The organism is Xanthomonas arboricola pv. guizotiae, from assembly GCF_002940205.1.
In the GTDB taxonomy this organism is placed as follows: Bacteria; Pseudomonadota; Gammaproteobacteria; order Xanthomonadales; family Xanthomonadaceae; genus Xanthomonas; species Xanthomonas arboricola_C.
Map to the genome: position 1 here is coordinate 111,960 of NZ_MDSK01000006.1, position 18,104 is coordinate 130,063.

General features: G+C 66.1%; 20 protein-coding genes. 3 read left to right on the top strand and 17 right to left on the bottom strand.

The genetic code is table 11. The annotated features are described in order from the left end of the window. Positions 1-103: 103 nt before the first annotated feature. The 7 genes from atpA to XarbCFBP7408_RS22310 form a co-directional block, all read right to left on the bottom strand. On the bottom strand, positions 104-1,651 hold the full coding sequence (atpA, locus tag XarbCFBP7408_RS05485) for a F0F1 ATP synthase subunit alpha (RefSeq protein ID WP_104562077.1): 1,548 nt from the start codon (positions 1,649-1,651) through the stop codon (positions 104-106). Positions 1,652-1,698: 47 nt separating this feature from the next. Then, positions 1,699-2,226 carry a F0F1 ATP synthase subunit delta gene (locus XarbCFBP7408_RS05490; protein WP_104562079.1) on the bottom strand — a complete coding sequence of 176 codons (528 nt, stop codon included), beginning with the start codon at positions 2,224-2,226 and terminating at the stop codon, positions 1,699-1,701. 3 nt (positions 2,227-2,229) lie between these two features. Next, on the bottom strand, positions 2,230-2,700 hold the full coding sequence (locus XarbCFBP7408_RS05495; RefSeq protein ID WP_029221300.1) for a F0F1 ATP synthase subunit B: 471 nt from the start codon (positions 2,698-2,700) through the stop codon (positions 2,230-2,232). Between the two features lie 114 nt (positions 2,701-2,814). Then, on the bottom strand, positions 2,815-3,117 hold the full coding sequence (gene atpE, locus XarbCFBP7408_RS05500) for a F0F1 ATP synthase subunit C (protein WP_002814105.1): 303 nt from the start codon (positions 3,115-3,117) through the stop codon (positions 2,815-2,817). 72 nt (positions 3,118-3,189) lie between these two features. Beyond that, complete coding sequence (atpB, locus tag XarbCFBP7408_RS05505) at positions 3,190-3,990, bottom strand: F0F1 ATP synthase subunit A (RefSeq protein ID WP_104562080.1); 801 nt, start codon at positions 3,988-3,990, stop codon at positions 3,190-3,192. 25 nt (positions 3,991-4,015) lie between these two features. Beyond that, positions 4,016-4,381, bottom strand: a complete 366-nt coding sequence (locus XarbCFBP7408_RS05510) for a hypothetical protein (protein WP_016901016.1) — start codon at positions 4,379-4,381, stop codon at positions 4,016-4,018. A 10-nt stretch (positions 4,382-4,391) separates the two neighbouring features. Next, positions 4,392-4,817, bottom strand: coding sequence for a hypothetical protein (locus tag XarbCFBP7408_RS22310; RefSeq protein WP_146093740.1), 426 nt, complete (start codon positions 4,815-4,817; stop codon positions 4,392-4,394). 94 nt (positions 4,818-4,911) lie between these two features. Here XarbCFBP7408_RS22310 and XarbCFBP7408_RS05515 point away from each other — a divergent pair, with 94 nt between their 5' ends. After that, entirely contained in the window at positions 4,912-5,724 is an 813-nt protein-coding gene (locus XarbCFBP7408_RS05515; protein ID WP_026064024.1) for a hypothetical protein, read from the top strand. Positions 5,725-6,141: 417 nt separating this feature from the next. On the opposite strand, the gene lpdA is transcribed toward XarbCFBP7408_RS05515, so the two are convergent. From lpdA to XarbCFBP7408_RS05540, 5 genes are all read right to left on the bottom strand, one after another. Further along, complete coding sequence (lpdA, locus tag XarbCFBP7408_RS05520; RefSeq protein ID WP_104562082.1) at positions 6,142-7,974, bottom strand: dihydrolipoyl dehydrogenase; 1,833 nt, start codon at positions 7,972-7,974, stop codon at positions 6,142-6,144. 16 nt (positions 7,975-7,990) lie between these two features. Further along, on the bottom strand, positions 7,991-8,638 hold the full coding sequence (locus XarbCFBP7408_RS05525) for a hypothetical protein (RefSeq protein WP_104562083.1): 648 nt from the start codon (positions 8,636-8,638) through the stop codon (positions 7,991-7,993). Continuing rightward, on the bottom strand, positions 8,635-10,404 hold the full coding sequence (locus XarbCFBP7408_RS05530) for a dihydrolipoyllysine-residue acetyltransferase (protein WP_104562085.1): 1,770 nt from the start codon (positions 10,402-10,404) through the stop codon (positions 8,635-8,637). The genes XarbCFBP7408_RS05525 and XarbCFBP7408_RS05530 overlap by 4 nt, the downstream gene beginning before the upstream one ends. Before the next feature lie 128 nt (positions 10,405-10,532). Then, on the bottom strand, positions 10,533-11,291 hold the full coding sequence (locus tag XarbCFBP7408_RS05535; RefSeq protein ID WP_104562135.1) for a DUF2884 family protein: 759 nt from the start codon (positions 11,289-11,291) through the stop codon (positions 10,533-10,535). Between the two features lie 253 nt (positions 11,292-11,544). Further along, entirely contained in the window at positions 11,545-12,072 is a 528-nt protein-coding gene (locus tag XarbCFBP7408_RS05540; RefSeq protein WP_429001372.1) for a DNA-deoxyinosine glycosylase, read from the bottom strand. Positions 12,073-12,247: 175 nt separating this feature from the next. On the opposite strand from XarbCFBP7408_RS05540, the gene XarbCFBP7408_RS05545 reads away from it, so the two are divergent. Continuing rightward, positions 12,248-12,919 (top strand): OmpW/AlkL family protein, encoded by a 672-nt coding sequence (locus XarbCFBP7408_RS05545; RefSeq protein ID WP_104562089.1) that lies wholly within the window; start codon positions 12,248-12,250, stop codon positions 12,917-12,919. Between the two features lie 81 nt (positions 12,920-13,000). Here XarbCFBP7408_RS05545 and XarbCFBP7408_RS05550 read toward each other — a convergent pair whose 3' ends face one another. From XarbCFBP7408_RS05550 to XarbCFBP7408_RS05570, 5 genes are all read right to left on the bottom strand, one after another. Then, positions 13,001-13,558: a DUF1453 domain-containing protein gene (locus XarbCFBP7408_RS05550; protein WP_104562091.1), complete on the bottom strand. Its 558-nt coding sequence runs from the start codon at positions 13,556-13,558 to the stop codon at positions 13,001-13,003. 163 nt (positions 13,559-13,721) lie between these two features. Then, on the bottom strand, positions 13,722-14,528 hold the full coding sequence (locus XarbCFBP7408_RS05555) for a MetQ/NlpA family ABC transporter substrate-binding protein (RefSeq protein ID WP_104562094.1): 807 nt from the start codon (positions 14,526-14,528) through the stop codon (positions 13,722-13,724). A 137-nt stretch (positions 14,529-14,665) separates the two neighbouring features. Next, positions 14,666-15,358, bottom strand: a complete 693-nt coding sequence (locus XarbCFBP7408_RS05560) for a methionine ABC transporter permease (RefSeq protein WP_104562096.1) — start codon at positions 15,356-15,358, stop codon at positions 14,666-14,668. Beyond that, positions 15,355-16,362: a methionine ABC transporter ATP-binding protein gene (locus tag XarbCFBP7408_RS05565; protein WP_104562098.1), complete on the bottom strand. Its 1,008-nt coding sequence runs from the start codon at positions 16,360-16,362 to the stop codon at positions 15,355-15,357. Before XarbCFBP7408_RS05565 ends, XarbCFBP7408_RS05560 begins: the two co-directional genes overlap by 4 nt. A 192-nt stretch (positions 16,363-16,554) precedes the next feature. Beyond that, entirely contained in the window at positions 16,555-17,451 is an 897-nt protein-coding gene (locus XarbCFBP7408_RS05570; RefSeq protein ID WP_104562100.1) for a DMT family transporter, read from the bottom strand. 106 nt (positions 17,452-17,557) lie between these two features. Between XarbCFBP7408_RS05570 and XarbCFBP7408_RS05575 the strand changes: the two genes are divergently transcribed. Continuing rightward, positions 17,558-18,043 carry a YajQ family cyclic di-GMP-binding protein gene (locus XarbCFBP7408_RS05575; protein WP_104562101.1) on the top strand — a complete coding sequence of 162 codons (486 nt, stop codon included), beginning with the start codon at positions 17,558-17,560 and terminating at the stop codon, positions 18,041-18,043. The last annotated feature ends 61 nt before the right edge of the window (positions 18,044-18,104 follow it).

Consider the following 18,104-nt stretch of genomic DNA (forward strand, 5'->3'; position numbering starts at 1 on the left):
CTTCGCTCGCTTAGTGGGAATGGGGAATCGTGAGTCGGGAATTGGCACAGCCAACCCCGCCTTGACGATTCCCTATTCTCTATTCCCGATTCCCGCAGCTGGATTACCAGCTGCCCGTGGTCTTGAACTCTTCGATGCCCTTCTTGAAGCTGGCTTCGATGTCGTTGTCCCAACCGCCGGTGCTGTTGATCCTGGAGACCAGCTCGCCCTGGGTGTTGGCGAAGTGCGCGTGCAGGCCTTCTTCGAACGCCAGCAGCTTGTTGACCGGCACGTCATCGAGGTAGCCCTCGTTGACGGCATAGATCGACAGCGCCTGGTTGGCGATGGACATCGGCGCGTATTGCTTCTGCTTCATCAGTTCGGTGACGCGCTGACCGCGCTCGAGCTGCTTGCGGGTGGCTTCGTCCAGGTCCGAGGCGAACTGCGCGAACGCGGCCAGCTCACGGTACTGGGCCAGCGAGATACGGATGCCGCCGGACAGCTTCTTGATGATCTTGGTCTGGGCCGCACCACCGACGCGCGACACCGAGATACCGGCGTTGACGGCCGGACGGATACCGGCGTTGAACAGGTCGGTTTCCAGGAAGATCTGGCCGTCGGTGATCGAGATCACGTTGGTCGGCACGAAGGCAGAAACGTCGCCGGCCTGGGTTTCGATGATCGGCAGCGCGGTCAGCGAGCCGGTCTTGCCGGTCACCGCACCGTTGGTGAACTTCTCAACGTACTCCTCGGACACGCGCGCAGCGCGCTCCAGCAGGCGGGAGTGCAGATAGAACACGTCGCCAGGATAGGCTTCGCGACCCGGCGGGCGCTTGAGCAGCAGCGAGATCTGGCGGTAGGCCACCGCCTGCTTGGACAGATCGTCGTAGACGATCAGCGCGTCTTCGCCGCGGTCCATGAAGTACTCGCCCATGGTGCAGCCGGCATACGGGCTGATGTACTGCATCGCGGCCGATTCGGACGCGGTCGCAGCCACCACCACGGTGTGCGCCAGCGCGCCGTTTTCTTCCAGCTTGCGCACGATGTTGGCAACGGTCGAGGCCTTCTGGCCGATCGCCACGTACACGCACTTGATGCCGGTGCCCTTCTGGTTGATCACCGCATCGATCGCCAGCGCGGTCTTGCCGGTCTGACGGTCGCCGATGACCAGCTCGCGCTGGCCACGGCCGATCGGAATCATTGCATCGACCGACTTGTAACCGGTCTGTACCGGCTGGTCGACCGACTTACGCCAGATCACGCCGGGCGCAACGCGCTCCACCGGTGCGGTCTGGGTGGCGCCCAGCGGGCCCTTGCCGTCGATCGGCTCGCCCAGCGCGTTGACCACGCGACCGAGCAATTCCGGACCGACCGGCACTTCCAGGATGCGGCCGGTGGTCTTGGCCACGTCGCCTTCGCGCAGGTTTTCGTAATCGCCCAGCACCACGGCGCCGACCGAATCGCGCTCCAGGTTCAGTGCGAGCGCGAAGGTGTTGTTCGGCAGTTCGATCATTTCGCCCTGCATCACGTCGGCCAGGCCGAAGATGCGCACGATGCCGTCGGACACGCTGGTCACGGAGCCTTCGTTGCGCGACTCTGCGGACAGCTTGACCGCTTCGATGCGGGTCTTGATCAGGTCGCTGATTTCGGAGGGGTTGAGCGTGGTTGCCATCGTTCAGTCCTAGGTGCCGGCCGCGAGGGCCATGCGTTTATGTGAATTCAGTGGGCGAGCGAGCTTTGCAGACGCGCAAGCTTGCCCTTCAGCGAGCCGTCGATGACCACGTCGCCGGTGTCGATCACCGCGCCGCCGATCAACGAAGCATCCACCGCGGTGGTGATGTCCACCTCGCGGCCGAAACGCTTCTTCAGCGCAGCAGCGATCGTGTCCAGTTCCGCCTGGCTCATTGCAGCCGCCGAGGTCACCGTCGCCTTGACGACGTGTTCGGCTTCGGCCCGCAGTTGTTCGTACAGTCCTGCCACTTCCGGCAGCAGCGACAGCCGCTGCGCGTCGGCCAGCAGGCCGAGGAAACGCAGATAGTCTTCGCCCGCCTGCGGCGGCGCCAGCAGCGTCACTGCCTGTTCCTGGCCCAGGGCCGGGTTGAGCAGCAATGCAGCCACGCGCGGGTCGCCGGCCACCTGCGCCGAAAACGCCAGCGCATCGGACCAGGGCGCGAAGTTGCCGCCCTCACGCGCGATCGCAAACGCGGCGCGGCCGTACGGACGGGCAAGTGTGAGGGCCTGACTCATCGCTTAAATCTCCGCCGCCAGCTCGTCGAGCAGCGCCTTGTGGGCGTTGGCATCGATTTCGCGCTTGAGCAGCTTTTCTGCACCGCTGACGGCCAGCACCGAGACCTGCTTGCGCAGTTCCTCGCGGGCACGCGTGGCGGATGCGTCGATTTCGGTCTGCGCCAGATCCTTCTGACGGGTCGCTTCGGCAATTGCCTCCTGCTTGGCCGCTTCGATGATCTGGTTGGCGCGCGCATGGGCCTGATCGATGATCTCGTTGGCCTTGGTGCGTGCGTCCTTCAGTGCTTCGTTGACCTTTTCCTGCGCCTGCGCCAGATCCTTCTGACTGCGATCGGCCGCAGCCAGACCTTCAGCGATCTTTTGCTGACGCTCTTCGATCGCCTGCAGCAGCGGCGGCCAGATCTTGGTCGCGACGATCCAGATCAGACCGGCGAAGGCCAGCGCCTGGGCAAAGATGGTAAGGGTGATATCCATGGGTCGCTCAATCGCTGTTTAGGGGTGAAAGCGCCACCGCACAGGCGGCGCTTTCCGACCTTCATCCGCGGACGCAACCGCGCACGGTTGCCTCCACATCCTGCTACCGCTGGATCAGCCGGCAGCCTGCGACAGACGCTCGATGAACACCTGGGCCAGCGGGTTGGCGAAGGCGAACAGCAGGCCGACGGCGACGCTGATGATGAACGCGGCGTCGATCAGGCCGGCGGTGATGAACATGCGGACCTGCAGCACCGGGATCAGTTCCGGCTGGCGCGCAGCCGATTCCAGGAACTTGCCAGCCATGATGGCCAGACCGAGGCCGGCACCCAGCGCGGCCAGGCCGATCATGATGCCGACGGCGAGGACGGTGGAGCTCTGGACTTGAGCGAGGTTGGTCAGGACGGCGAGGTACATGGTGATCTCCGAACGAAAGTTTCTAAGGGTGATGGATGAAGCGGAATGAAGCAGATGAAGGGTGACGCAAACTCAGTGACTGTCTTCGGCCAGGCTCAGATACACGATCGACAGCATCATGAAAATGAAGGCCTGCAGCGGAATCACCAACAGGTGGAACAGCATCCAGCCGAGGCCGAATGCGCCGCCAGCGACCATGCCGGCGATGCCCGCACCGCCCAGCACCCAGATCAGCAGGAAGACGATCTCGCCGCCGAACATGTTGCCGAACAGTCGCATCGCCAGCGAAATCGGCTTGCTCAGCCACTCGACGATGTTCAAAAGCAGGTTGAACGGCATCATCCACTTGCCGAACGGCGCCGTCAGGAACTCCTTGGTCATGCCGCCCACGCCCTTGGAGCGCAGCGAGAACACGATCATCAGGAAGAACACGCTGATCGACATGCCCAGGGTGGCATTGACGTCGGCGGTGGGCACCGGCTTCCAGGCGTGGATGCCGGCCCAGCCCAGCGGGATGGCGATGAAATCGGCCGGGATCATCTTGATGAGGTTCATCAACAGGATCCAGAAGAAGATGGTGATCGCGATCGGCGTCACCAGCTTGCTGCTGCCGTGATAGGTGTCCTTGGCCTGGCGGTCGACAAACTCGAGGCAGATCTCGACAAACGCCTGCCACTTGCCCGGCACGCCGGCGGTGGCATTGCGGGTTGCCGTCCAGAACGCGAAGACCATCACCAGGCCCATCAACACCGCCATGACCAGGGTATCGACGTGGATGGTCCAAAACGTGCCGCCACCCTCGCGAACCGGATAGATCAGGTTCTGCAAGTGATGCTGGATATAGGAGGTAGGTGTTGCTGCCTCGCCCGCCATGTGTCCGGAGCCCTTTAAGTTCGAATCAACGCCTGGCCAGAGCCAGAACCTGAAAAATCAGCCCGATGGCGATACCCGCCAGCAAGGCCAGAGGAGGCAGCCGCCACAGGCCGAAGCCCAGCGCCAGCGCCACGAAAACCAACACCCACTTCAACACCATCGCCAGAATCAGCCGGACCATGGCAATGCCGGCGGCCTGGATACCGCCACCTAGCGCGGTACGTGCTGCCACCCAACCGCCCAGCACCGTCGCAAACCCGGTCAATGCCAGACCGGCGGAGTAACGGGGACCGACCAACAGCAACCCCAGACTGGTTATAGCTACAGCGGCAAGCGGATATACCGCAGCGCGCAGCATCAACCGCCGACCCGCGTCAACGGAGTTCAGCACTACGGTTACCTTACGTGTGAATGAGTGGGAAGCGCAGCTGCGCCTCGTCGAGCCGCGAAAGTATAGCAATGGGACAAATTGCGAGACAACCGGCAGAGGTCATCGCTTGCTGCAATGCACCACGTGGCTGCCGCCGCAGCGGGTGGGAACTTTGCCACAAACCGGCGGTCATAACCCGCGAGGCCTGCACATCCTCGTCGAAAGGTACTGCCGCAGGTCGCTTATGGGAGCCCCGGAACACCGGGGCTCCTGCTTTTTTACGCATTTTGTCGCACCTTGCGACCTTCCCGTCGGCGGTCCAATCCGCGCCCGCGTCAGGTGAAACACGCCATATCGCTTCGCGATTGGCGCGCGGATTGTGTGGCTTACGAATAAAGTCTGACCCCTGCAGCAGCGGACCGTTTTGTCCGATTGCTATCTCGGCCTTCACGCTCATGCGACAGTTCCTTCACTCATGGAAGACGTCGGCTTATCGAAGATGCGCCGCACAGGCCAGAACGCCTGACCATTCCAAGAATTCGGAGCTCCCCATGAAACACCTTCTCGCACTGGCCATCCCGTGCGTATTGGCTGCCGCCTACGCCGCGCCGGCGCACGCAGAAGATACCGATGACCGCTTCCAGCTCCGTCTCGGTGCGATGAACGTCGACAACGACAACACCATCCGTGGCAACACGCTGGTGGCGGGCAACAACGTGTCGGTCAACGAAGACTTCAAGCTCGGCGGCAAGGAGTGGGAGCCGCGCGTCGATGGCGTGTTCCGCATCAGCACCCGCCAGCGCCTGATCTTCGATTACTTCAAGTACGACAAGGATCGCCGCGAGACCCTGACCCAGGACATCAGCGGCGGCGGCGTCACCGTGCCGACCGGCAGCTTCATCAAGGGCGAGCTGAAGTATCAGGTCGCTACCCTGGTGTACGACTACTCGGTCATCGATTCGCCGGAATTCAGCCTGGGCCTGCAGATCGGCGCCGAGTACGCCAAGGTCGAAGCCAACGCATACGCCGATCTGGGCAGCGTCTTCAGTGGCGACGTGCTGGACGAAAGCGAAGACGGCGTCGCGCCGGTGGTCGGCATCCGCTTCACCGCACGTCCGAGCGAGCACTGGCTGTTCAACGTGCAGGGCCAGTACCTCAACACCAGCTGGGGCGACTTCGGCGATTACGACGGCGACCTGAGCCGCGCCAACGCGATTGCCGAATACCGCTTCACCAAGAACTTCGGCATCTTCGCCGGCTACGACTGGTTCAAGCTCGACGTCGACCAGCGCGGCAGCGACGGCCTGATCGGCCTGAAGCAGGAGTTCAAGGGCCCGGTCGCAGGCGTGACGTTCGCGTTCTGATCGACGCGCAGCGTTGCACCAAAAGGCCCGCGTTTTGCGGGCCTTTTGTCTTTTTGTGCGGTGCCGACAGCACTAGCGAGTGCGCCGATATCGCCATGCGCGACCTATTGCATCTGCGCCTTGAAGGCCGGATCGGCATGGCAATGCCGCACCAGCATCCACACCGTCACGCCCGCCTGCGCCGCACGGCAGGTCATTGTGCACGGCGACGATGCGCCGGCCCCTCGTCCTGCTGCGCAGCTGCAACGCGCCATGGGACCACAGCGCAGAGCATCAACACTGCGAGCACTGCATTCCGTGGCGCATGCAGCGCCCCGGCGGGAACGGCCGCACCCTGAAACCCGCCCGGCAGCACACCGAAACAACAACGCCCCGCGCAAGGCGGGGCGTCGCTGGCCGTGCCGCAAGTGGCGGCGCTTACTTCTTCTTGGGGATGTACAGGTCGGTGATGGTGCCGTCGTAGACCTCGGCGGCCATGCCGACCGATTCGCTCAGGGTCGGATGCGCGTGGATGGTGTGGCCGATGTCTTCGGCCTCGGCGCCCATCTCGATCGCTAGGCCGATTTCGGCCAGCAGGTCGCCGGCATGCACGCCGACGATGGCGCCACCGATCACGCGATGGGTCTCTTCATCGAAGATCAGCTTGGTGAAGCCCTCGGTGCGGCCGATGCCGATGGCGCGGCCGCTGGCGGCCCACGGGAACTTGGCCACGCCGACCTTCAGGCCCTTGGCCTTGGCTTCGGTTTCGGTGACGCCGACCCAGGCGATTTCCGGATTGGTGTACGCCACCGACGGAATGACCCGCGCTACCCATTCCTTCTTCTCGCCGGCAGCCACTTCGGCGGCCAGCTTGCCTTCGTGCGTGGCCTTGTGCGCCAGCATCGGGTTACCGACGATGTCGCCGATGGCGAAGATGTGCGGCACGTTGGTGCGCATCTGCCGATCGACCGGAATGAAGCCGCGCTCGGTGACGGTGACGCCGGCCTTGTCGGCACCGATCTTCTTGCCGTTGGGAGTACGGCCCACGGCGACTAGCACGCGATCGTACGCAGTGGCCTGCAGGGCCGGCTTTTCGCCTTCCACGGCCGCTTCGAAGGACACGGTGATGCCGGCCTTGTCGGCCCTGACGTCGGTGGCCTTGGTCTTGAGATGGACCTCCACGCCCTGCTTCTTCAGGCGATCGGCCAGCGGCTTGACCAGGTCCTTGTCGGCGCCCGGCATCAGCTGGTCCATGAACTCGACCACGGTGACCTTGCTGCCGAGCGCGCTGTACACCGTGGCCATTTCCAGGCCGATGATGCCGCCGCCGACCACCAGCAGGGTCGTTGGAATGTCGTGCAGCTCCAGCGCGTCGGTGGAGTCCATCACGCGCTTGTCGTCCCACGGGAAGTTCGGCAGCTTCACCGCCTGCGAACCGGCGGCGATGATGCAATGCTCGAAGCGCAGCAGCTGGGTCTTGCCGTCGTCGCCAACGATCTCCAGCTCGTTGGGCGACACGAACGACGCCACGCCGGTGACGGTGCGCACCTTGCGCTGCTTGGCCATGCTGGCCAGGCCACCGGTGAGCTTGCCGACCACCTTTTCCTTGTACTCGCGCAGCTTGTCCAGGGTGATCCTGGGCTGGCCGAAGTCCACGCCAAAATCGCCAGCGTGCGCCACTTCGTCGATCACCGCGGCGGCATGCAGCAGCGCCTTGGACGGGATGCAGCCGACATTGAGGCAGACCCCGCCCAGGCTGGCGTAGCGCTCGATCAGCACCGTATCCAGGCCGAGGTCGGCGGCGCGGAATGCGGCGGTGTAGCCGCCGGGGCCGGCGCCGAGCACCACCATCTTGCAGTCGATGTCGGCCGGCTTGCCGCTGGCCAGTGCGGGCTTGGACGGCGCCGGTTCGGCCGGAGCGCGATGCGACGGCGTCACCGGCGGCTTGCTGCCGGGCGCGACGGCGGGCGCTGCAGCCGCCGGTGCGGGCTTGCTGTCGGCCTTGGCGGGCGCAGCCGGTGCGGCGGCCTCGCCTTCGGCTTCCAGCAGCAGCACCAGCGCACCTTCGGACAGGCTGTCGCCCACCTTGACCTTGAGCTCCTTGACCACACCGGCGGCCGAGGACGGCACTTCCAGCGTGGCCTTGTCCGACTCCAGCGTTACCAGGCCCTGGTCCTTGACCACGCTGTCGCCGACGGCGACCAGCACTTCGATGACGGGGACATCGCTGTAATCGCCGATGTCGGGAACCTTGATTTCAATGACCGCCATTTGCTTCTCCTGTGGCTCAACCGGCCGTGCCGGCAAGCGTCTGCTGGAGTTCATCCAGCGACGATTCGATTTGGGTCCAGCGCTTGTCGCGCTTCTTTTCCCTGCCTTCGCTGGCTTCGATCAGCAGCGCGGCCTGTTGCAACAGCAACTCGCCGGCGCCGCAGCTCGGGCGCGTGCCGCTGTAGCGCACGCCATCGACCTGGAACGACAGCACTTCGCCCTCGCTCACCGGCGCAGTGCGTCCGTTCGGTGCGAGCCGGGTCAGCGTAGTGGTCCAGTTGCTGACCAAGCGCTTCGCCAGCGCCGCCGGAATCGGGACCTCCGCCGTTTCCGGGGTCTGTTCGGTGCGGAACTGCACACTGCCGCGGTCGGTCTGGCTGACCCAGCTGTAGACGCGCTCATCGGCGCGGCTATGCCGCAGCGTCCAGTCGGCGCCGTCCTTGCCCGGCACCAGCGACACCGCGCTCTCCACGCCACGCGTGGGCAGCGTCAACAGCGACAAGGCCGGCTTGCTGCCGCCATCCAGCAGCGTGGCGACAGCAGTACCGTAGTTGCCCACGGCCGGCGGCCAGCCGCGCCCCAGCGTGCTGTCGCATTCGCGGGCGACCGCCGCTGTCCACGGCAGCACGCCGAGCACGGCAATGGTCAGCAGCGCAGCCCTCACAGCAGGACGCGACGCATGTCGGCCAGCACCTGGCTGAGGTAGGTGGTGAAGCGTGCGGCCAGCGCGCCGTCGATGACGCGGTGGTCGTAGCTCAACGACAGCGGCAGCATCAGCTTGGGCGAGAAGTCCTTGCCGTTCCAGACCGGCTGCATCGCCGACTTGGACACGCCCAGGATCGCCACTTCCGGCGCATTGATGATCGGCGTGAACGCCGTGCCACCGATGCCGCCGAGCGAACTGATCGAGAAGCAACCGCCGCTCATGTCGGCCGGGCCCAGCTTGCCGTCGCGCGCCTTCTTGGCCAGCTCGCCGCTTTCCTGCGCGATCTGCAGCACGCCCTTCTTGTCGACGTCGCGGATCACCGGTACCACCAGGCCGTTCGGCGTATCGGCAGCAAATCCAATGTGGAAGTATTTCTTCAGGGTGAGGTTTTCACCGGCCGCATCCAGCGAGGCGTTGAACTCGGGGAACTTCTTCAACGCCGCGGCGCTGGCCTTGACCAGGAAGGCAAGCATGGTCAGCTTGATGCCGACCTTCTCGTTTTCCTTGTTGAGGGCCACGCGCAGGGCTTCCAGATCGGTGATGTCGGCCGATTCGAACTGGGTGACGTGCGGAATCATCGCCCAGTTGCGTGCCAGGTTGGCACCGGAAATCTTCTTGATGCGCGACAGCGGCTGGGTCTCGGTCTCGCCGAACTTGCTGAAGTCCACCTTCGGCCAGGCCAGCAGGTTCAGGCCGTTGCCGCCACCGGCCGGTGCGGCCCCGGCTGCGGCAGGCGCGCCGCCGCTGAGTGCGGCCTTGACGAAGCGCTGCACGTCCTCGCGGGTGATGCGGCCGCCCTTCTCGCTGCCCTTGAGCTGGTTCAGATCCACGCCCAGCTCGCGTGCGAACACACGCACCACCGGGCTGGCGTAGGCTACCTTGGACGGCAGCACGCTGTCGGCATCGAAGGTCACCGGCGGGCTGGACGGCTGCCCGGCCGACGGCTGACCGCCCTGCGCAGGCTGCGCGGCCTCGCTGGAGCGGGCGCCCTGCACCTGCGCGATCTCGCGCTGGGCCAGCTTGTCCGGCACCGCAGACACGGCGACCGGCTCGACCTTGCCGGCGGTTTCGGCGGTGTCGGTGCTGGGCTTGGCCGGAGACTGCGCCGCACCGGCGCCGCCATCGCTGGCCGCGATGATCGCCACCACATTGCCCTGCGAAAGCGTGTCGCCGACCTTGACCTTGAGTTCCTTGACCACACCGGCGGCCGAGGACGGCACTTCCATCGTGGCCTTGTCCGATTCCAGCGTGACCAGGCTCTGGTCCTTGGCGACGGTATCGCCGACCGCGACCAGCACCTCGATCACCGGGATATCGGTGTAATCGCCGATATCGGGCACGCGGGCCTCGACCAGGCCGCCGTCCGAGGACGCGGCAGGCGCAGCCGGCTCGGCCTTGGCGGCAGGCGCCGGCGCGGCAGCGGGCGCAGCCTTGGCCGGAGCGGCGGCCGGAGCGGGTGCGGCAGCGGTTTCGGCGCCGGCGTCGGCCACTTCGATCAGCGCGACCAGCGCGCCCTGCGACAGCGAATCGCCGACCTTGACCTTGATCTCCTTGACCACGCCGGCCACCGACGAGGGCACTTCCATCGTGGCCTTGTCCGATTCCAGCGTGACCAGGCTCTGGTCCTTGCTGACCGTATCGCCGACCGACACCAGCACCTCGATCACCGGGACATCGCTGTAGTCACCGATATCGGGGACAAGTGCTTCCTTGATTTCGGCCATACGGGGAACTCCGGCAACAGAATGGGGAAACCCCTATTGTGGCCGGCTGCGGGCCGCAGCGCCAACCATTGCCGTGGAAAAAGTCGCGCACCTGGCAGGATGCAGCGTTCGCGGGCGCATGCGCCGGATCATTTCGACGCGTGTCGATCGACCCGCAACAGTTGCAGTGGCTCGCCCGAGGGCAAACGATACGCCAGCGCATTGTCCAAGCCGTCGAGCGCTTCGACCCGCGCGCACAGTTGCTGCGCGCGTGGCCGCAACGCACGCGCCTGCGGCTCGATCAGGCGCTCGATGCGCGTTTCCACCCCGTCCAGCGACCGCAGCTGCAGATCGTTTCCGGTCAATGCCGACTGCACCGCACCGGCGACGACATCGCCGATCAGCTGCGGCAACAGCTCGGCCACCATCGCGCCGATGTCGTCATCGATATCGATCGAGGTGAGCTGGCTCTTGCCGAAGCTCTGCTTCAGGCGGGTGTCGATCTTTTCGCGCACGGCCGCCAGCTGCACGCGCGTGGCCTCGGGGCTGCGGCTGAAGCCTGCCGCCACCTCGCCCAGCGCGGTGACGGCGATGTCGGCCGCTTCGCGCCCGACCTCCTGCGCCAGCGGCACCACGTCGCGGGTCTGCCGCTCGAACTGGATCAACCGCGCGCGATCGTCCGCGCTCACCGCGACCCAGCGGTCGTCGACGAACAACGCGCCCTGGCCCATCACCAGCCGCTGCGGCGTACCCGATGTGCGGATCAGGATCAGGCTGCGCGGGTTGAGCGTGAGGTCGTAGTCGCTGCTGACGTTGCAGTGCAGATCGTCGGCGCTGGCGGCCGGTAAGGCGACCAGCAGGCCCAGCAGCAGGCCCGCTGCCATCGGTAGTGCCTGCTTGATCGCCATCTGGTCGCTTCCGTTGATGCGTTGGCTGCAGCATGCCTGCACGGGAGTGGCACTTGCCCGTGCCGGACGCTGGCATGACTTCCGGCCTGCGGCTGCGCGCTGAGCAACCAGGCCGGCGCTGCGGTGGTGGCGGGTGTCGGCCAAATCCGCCACGACGCTGGCACATGGCCCGCACGCCGCCATTCGCTCGCTGATGCCTTCGATCTCGCTGATGCCTTCGCTCATGCGCCGATTGCGCGGCGATCCGACATTGCTAGTCCAGCGCATCGCGCAGCGGCTGCCAGGCCGCGCACAGCCGTGGCAGCGACCATGCCGCATTGGCCGGGCTGGTGGACGGCAAGGCCCATACCGGCACCGTGTGCAGCGCGACCGGCAGCAGCGGCTGCACATGCCGGCGCCATGCCTGCGCGGCGGCCGCACCGTTGCAGGCGACCGCGCGCAGCTGCGGCAGCGTCGCCAGCCGCGCCGCCAGCGGATTGACCACGATGCTGCTGGCGACGATGGCGGTGTCCAGGCTGCCGCGCCGCTCGCATTGGCCGATCACGTCCCACAGGCCGACTCCGCGGCCGGCCAATGCCTGCAGGCGCGCCGGATACGCCAACCCGGCCTCGATCCCCAGCAGCTCCTGCATCAGCGGCCAGAAACGGTTGCGCGGATGGGCGTAGTACATCGCCGCATGCAACGAGGCGTTGCCCGGCATCGAGCCGAGCACCAGCACACGGCAATCGTTGGGAATGTGCGCTGGAAGGCCCTGCAACAGGTCGGTTTTCGTCACGGCGATCGCATCTGCGTGAATGTCTTTTCCAGCTTGCCTGTCGCAGCCACGGCCTTCTCCGGAAACTTGCTGAACAAACGAAATTTTAGCGGGCCACGGGTGGGCGTGGATTCAGATTTTCAGGAATAGCTTTGGCGCGGCCCACTCCACGGGCCTAACAAGAACACTGAGGAGACCCCCAATGCGTGCCATTTCCATCCTGAGCCTGGCTGCCGTATCCGCACTTGCGTTCGCGCCGTCGGCATTTGCACAAGACACCACCTACACCGGCGACACCTCCTCGGCTTCCACCAGCACCGATAGCGGGTCCGGAAAGCATTGGGCAGTGGTCGGCGGTGTTGCCCTGATCAAGCCGAAGAACGATCCGGCTCCCGGCCTGGACGTCGATGGCGGCCCGGCACCGACGCTGAGCGCCAGCTACTACATCAACGACAACTGGGCCGTCGAGTTGTGGGGCGCCGCCGACAAGTTCAACCACCGTGTCAACGCCGATGGCGTGGGCAAGATCGGTACCGTCGAGCAGCAGCCGATCGCCATCAGCGGCCAGTACCACTTCGGCCAGGCCGATAACGTGTTCCGTCCGTTCGTGGGCGTGGGCTACTACGAGTCGAACTTCAGCAACGAGAAGATCGACGCGGCGTCGGCCACCGGCCAGCACGTGGGCCTGGACACCGCCAAGGGTGTCATCGGCACCGTCGGCGTGGACATGAACATCAACTCCACCTGGTTCGCACGTGCCGACGCCCGCTACATGCGTTCGCGTCCGGAACTGCGCGTGGGCGGCCAGGGCACCGGCAGCGAGCTGGAACTGGATCCGTGGACCGTCGGCTTCGGCGTCGGCGCGCGCTTCTAAGCACGCGGGAAAGCGACGTTTCAGTCGATAAAAACGGGCCGCAAGGCCCGTTTTTTTTTTTGAAATCGTGGGGCCGCCCGTTCACCGCCAGTAGACGCTGCCGCGCAGGCGCGCGCTGCGCCAGCGCCACCACAGCAAGGTGGCATAGGCGAGCGCATAGCCGAGCAATACGCCGGCCGCGCCCAACAGGCTGGCGTGACTGAGCCACCCTTCCGTGGGCCAGGCAGCACCCTGCCAGGTGCTGCGCCAGCCCTGCACCATGCCGGCGATCACGCGTAGCACCACCAGCGCGGTCAAGGCCAGCACCAGCCACAGATTGGGCCGGTAGAACAACCCCTGCTGGGTGCGCTCGAAGCGGGTCAGACGCAGTGCCAGCCCCCCCAGCGCCAGCCCGCAGGCCCAGCCGAAGGCGGCATGGCTGATCGCGCCGGGCCAGAACGCGGCGGCGATCAACACGAAGATCACGAACAACACGGTGGAAAGCCCGGCCGAGACCAGGTTGATCATCAACAGCCAGCCGCGTGCCTGCCGCCGCGCGGTGCCGACGCGAAAGCGCTGCAGCAGCGACAACGGCAACAGCACCGCGAACACCGCCAGGGCGATGATCACGGCCAGCGGTATGGCGAGGAGAAGTGGCATCACATGCTCGGTGGCGATGAAGAGTGGTTGGCAACCCGTAACGCGCGGACGCCAGGTGAAGGTGCACGGCCCGCAGCAACCGGCGTGTCCGCGGGGTGCCTGCCGATGCCGGGCGCCGGCCGCACCCGCCTGGCGGTGAGCGCAGTCGGTTTGATCGCCGCTCTCAGAACGCCGGCAACACCGCGCCCTTGTACTTCTGCTCGATAAACGCCTTCACTTCCGGGCTGGTCAAGGCCTTGGCCAGCTTCTGCACGCGCGGGTCGTCCTTGTTGTCCGGGCGCGAGACCAGGAAGTTCACGTACGGCGAGTCCCTGCTCTCGATCGCCAGCGCGTCGCGGGTCGGATTGAGGCCGGCGTCGAGCGCGTAGTTGGTGTTGATCAGCGCCAGATCGACCTGGTCGAGCACGCGCGGCAGCATCGCCGAGTCGAGCTCGCGGAACTTCAGCTGCTTGGGGTTCTCGACGATGTCGCGCTGGCTGGACAGGGCATTGCCCGGGTCCTTGAGTTTGATCACGCCCGCCTTGTCGAGCAGGATCAGCGCCCGGCTGTTGTTGCTCGGGTCGTTGGGAATCACCACGTCGGCGCCGTTGGGCAGTTCGGCCAATGCCTTGAATCGGCGCGAGTAGGCGCCGAACGGCTCGATATGCACGCCGACCACGGTCACCAGCTGGCTCTTGCGGTCGCGGTTGTAGGCGTCCAGGTACGGCTCGGTCTGGAAGTAGTTGACGTCGATCTGCTTCTGCACGACCTGGTCGTTGGGCTGCACGTAGTCGTTGAACACCCGCACGTCCAGCTTGACGCCCTGCTTGGCCAGCAGCGGTTCGACCACCTCCAGGATCTCGGCATGCGGCACCGCGGTGGCGGCCACCGTCAGCGTGTCGCCGCCGCTGCTGCTGCCACCGCTACCGCCACAGGAAGCCAGGGCCAGCGTGGCCGCAGCCAGGAGGGAACGAAACGCGAATGTGCTCATGTGGGGGTCCGTGGGAGGAGGAATGCGGCACTGCCGCAAGCGCTAAACCTAGCAGACCTCGGGTGCAGCGGCGATCGGCAGGTCCGTGTTTCGTGCGTGGCCCTGCGCGCGCCGGCAACGCGCGATCGCGGTCGAGCTCAGCGCCGGCTGTAGCGCGCCACCAGCCGGTCGCCCAGCATCTGCAGCAGCTGCACCAGCACCAGCAGGGCGATCACGGTGATCAGCGCGACATCCGAATGCGAGCGCAGATAGCCCTCGCGGTACGCGACATCGCCCAGCCCGCCGGAGCCGATCGCACCGCCCATCGCGGTGAAACCGATCAGCGCGATGGTGGTCACGGTGGCGCCGGCGATCAGGCCCGGGCGCGCTTCGGGCAGCAGCACGCGCACCACCAGCTGGCGGGTGGTGGCGCCCATCGCCTGGCTGGCTTCGATGATCCCGCGGTCCACTTCGCGCAAGGCGGTTTCCACCAGCCGTGCGTAGAACGGTGCGGCGCCGACCACCAGCGGCAGGATCGCGCCGCGCACGCCCAGCGAGGTGCCCATCAGCATCAGCGTGAGCGGAATCATCGCGATCATCAGGATGATGAAGGGCACCGAGCGCAGCAGGTTGATCAGTGCCGCGAGCACGCCGTACAGCACCGGGCGGCGGCGCAGCTGCGGGGCACCGCACAGGAACAGCGCAACGCCCAGCGGCAGGCCGATCAGCAGCGTCAACGGCAGCGCGCCGGCCAGCATCAGCAAGGTATCGAGCGTGGCCTGGCCGATATCGCCCCACTTGGCGGCATCGAGATTGCGGAAAAATCCGCTTGTCGTGGCGATCAGAGTCATACGCGCAGATCCTCCACGTGCACGCCGGCGGCGACGAAGCCGGCGCGTGCCGCGTTATGGTCGCCGCCGGTCAGCGCGACGATGAGCTGGCCATACGGGGTGTCCTTGATGCGGTCCACGCGCCCGGACAGGATGTTGTAGTCCACCCCGGTCTCGCGGGCGATGCGGCCCAGCACCGGTTCGTAGGTGCCGTTGCCCAGGAAGGTCAGCCGCACGATGCGCCCGCCTACCGCAGCGAAGTCGCGATGCAGCTCGGCTTCGTCCACATGCTCGGCTTCGGACACGAAGCGCCGGGTGGTGGCGTGCTGCGGGTGCAGGAACACCTCGGTCACCGGGCCGGTTTCCACCAGCTTGCCGGCATCCAGCACCGCGACGCGGTCGCAGACCCGGCGGATCACGTCCATCTCGTGGGTGATCAGCACGATGGTCAGGCCCAGCTCGCGGTTGATCTGCGCCAGCAGCTGCAGCACCGAGGCGGTGGTCTGCGGGTCCAGCGCGCTGGTGGCCTCGTCGCACAGCAGGATCTGTGGCCGGGTGGCCAGCGCGCGCGCGATGCCCACGCGCTGCTTCTGCCCGCCGGACAACTGCGCCGGGTACTTGCTGGCATGCTGCTCCAGCCCGACCCGTGCCAGCAGCGCGGCCACGCGCGCATCGACCTCGGCGCGCGGCGTGCCGGCCAGTTCCAGCGGAAACGCCACATTGCCGGCCACGGTGCGCGAGGACAGCAGGTTGAAGTGCTGGAAGATCATCCCCACACGCCGGCGCAGCGCGCGCAGGCCCTGGCTGTCCAGCGCGGTGACGTCCTCGTCGCCGATCAGCAGCCGCCCGCCGCTGGGTTCTTCCAGCCGGTTGATCAGCCGGATCAGGGTCGACTTGCCGGCACCGGAATGGCCGATGATGCCGAACACCTCGCCGGGGCCGATCCGCAGATCGAGTGGATGCAGCGCCACGATCTGGCGACCGTCAACGGAATAAGACTTGTGCAGGCGCTGAAACTGGATCACCGCGCGTGGCCGATTGGGGGGCCGTGAAGCCTACCAGTCAATGTTTGCGGACGATATTCCAATGAGTTCTAACGGCTGGGAGTCGGGAGTCGGGATTCGCATAGGACGGGATTGGTGATTGGAGATTCGGGATTCGTAACAGCCAAAGCGCCTTGCCGTTGCTCTGGCGAATCCCGAATCCCGAATCCCCAATCACGGCCTATCCAGCGGCGGCGGACGGTCAGCCTGGCGTATCCGCTCCCGGCGCAACAGATACAGCCCGCTGGCGACGATGATGCCGGCGCCGGTCCAGGTCCAGCTGTCGGGCAGGGTCTGCCACAGCAGCCAGTCCCAGCCGATCACCCAGACCAGGCCGGTGTATTCCAGCGGCGCGATCATCGAGGCCTCGCCGCGCAGGAAGGCCTGGGTCAGCGCGATCTGCCCCAGTGCGCCGGCCAGGCCCATGCCGGCGATCAGCCAGGCGTGCTCGCCCCGCAACGGCACCCAGTCGGGAATGGCCAGCAGGCCGGCGCCGACCGCCATGAACAGCAGGAACCACACCACCATCGCCTGCGGGGTGTCGGTGCGGGTCAGCAGGCTCACGCTGATGGCGGCGATGGCATAGGCGGTGGCCGCCAGCAGCACCATCAGCCCGGGCAGCGAGATCAGCCCGTCCACGCCCGGGCGCAATACCACGATCACCCCGACCAGGCCGATGCCGATCGCGGTCCAGCGGCGTGGCCCGACCCGCTCGCCCAGCAATGGCACCGACAGCGCCGCCACCAGCAGCGGCGCGACGAAATACAGCGTGTAGGCGGTCGACAGCGGCATGCGCTTCAGGCCGTAGACGAAGCAGCCGATCATCACCATGCCCAGCACCCCGCGCAGCAGGTGCAGGCCCCAGCGCACCGGCATGACCGAGCGCGGGCCGGCGGTGGCCAGCACCCACACCAGCACGAACGGCAGCGAGGCGGCGCCACGCAGCAAAGTGACCTGCAGCGGCGGGTAATGCGCCGAGAGCAGCTTCATTCCCGCATCCATCAGCGAGAAGCAGGCCACGGCGGCCACCATCCAGGCGATGGCGGGGAGCGGAGAGCGGATGGTGGGCATGCACCATTATCGCTGCGCCTGCGCGCAGACTGGCAAGCGCGTGTCGACAGGGGCGACGACGCGATGCCCTAGAATGGCGGCTGTTTACAGACAGCAGGAGCTTTGCATGCCTTCCTTCGACGTGGTGTCCGAAGTCGACAAGCACGAACTGACCAATGCGGTGGACCAGGCCAACCGCGAGCTGGATACGCGCTTCGATTTCAAGGGGGTCGAGGCCAGGTTCGAACTGGAAGACGGCAAGGCGATCAACCAGTCCGCGCCCAGCGATTTCCAGGTCAAGCAGATGACCGACATCCTGCGCGCGCGCCTGCTGGCGCGCGGCATCGACGTGCGTTGCCTGGAGTTCGGCGACATGGAAACCAACCTGGCCGGTGCGCGCCAGACGGTCACCGTCAAGCAGGGCATCGAGCAGAAGCAGGCCAAGCAGCTGGTGGCCAAGCTGAAGGAAGCCAAGCTCAAGGTCGAGGCGCAGATCAATGGCGACAAGCTGCGCGTGAGCGGCAAGAAGCGCGACGATCTGCAGGACGCGATGGCGCTGCTGAAGAAGGCCGACTTCGAGCTGCCGCTGCAGTTCGACAACTTCCGCGACTGAGCACGCGTGGTGGCTGACACGGCGCCTTGTCGTGCCGCGCTATGCAGGCACGCCGCGCAGC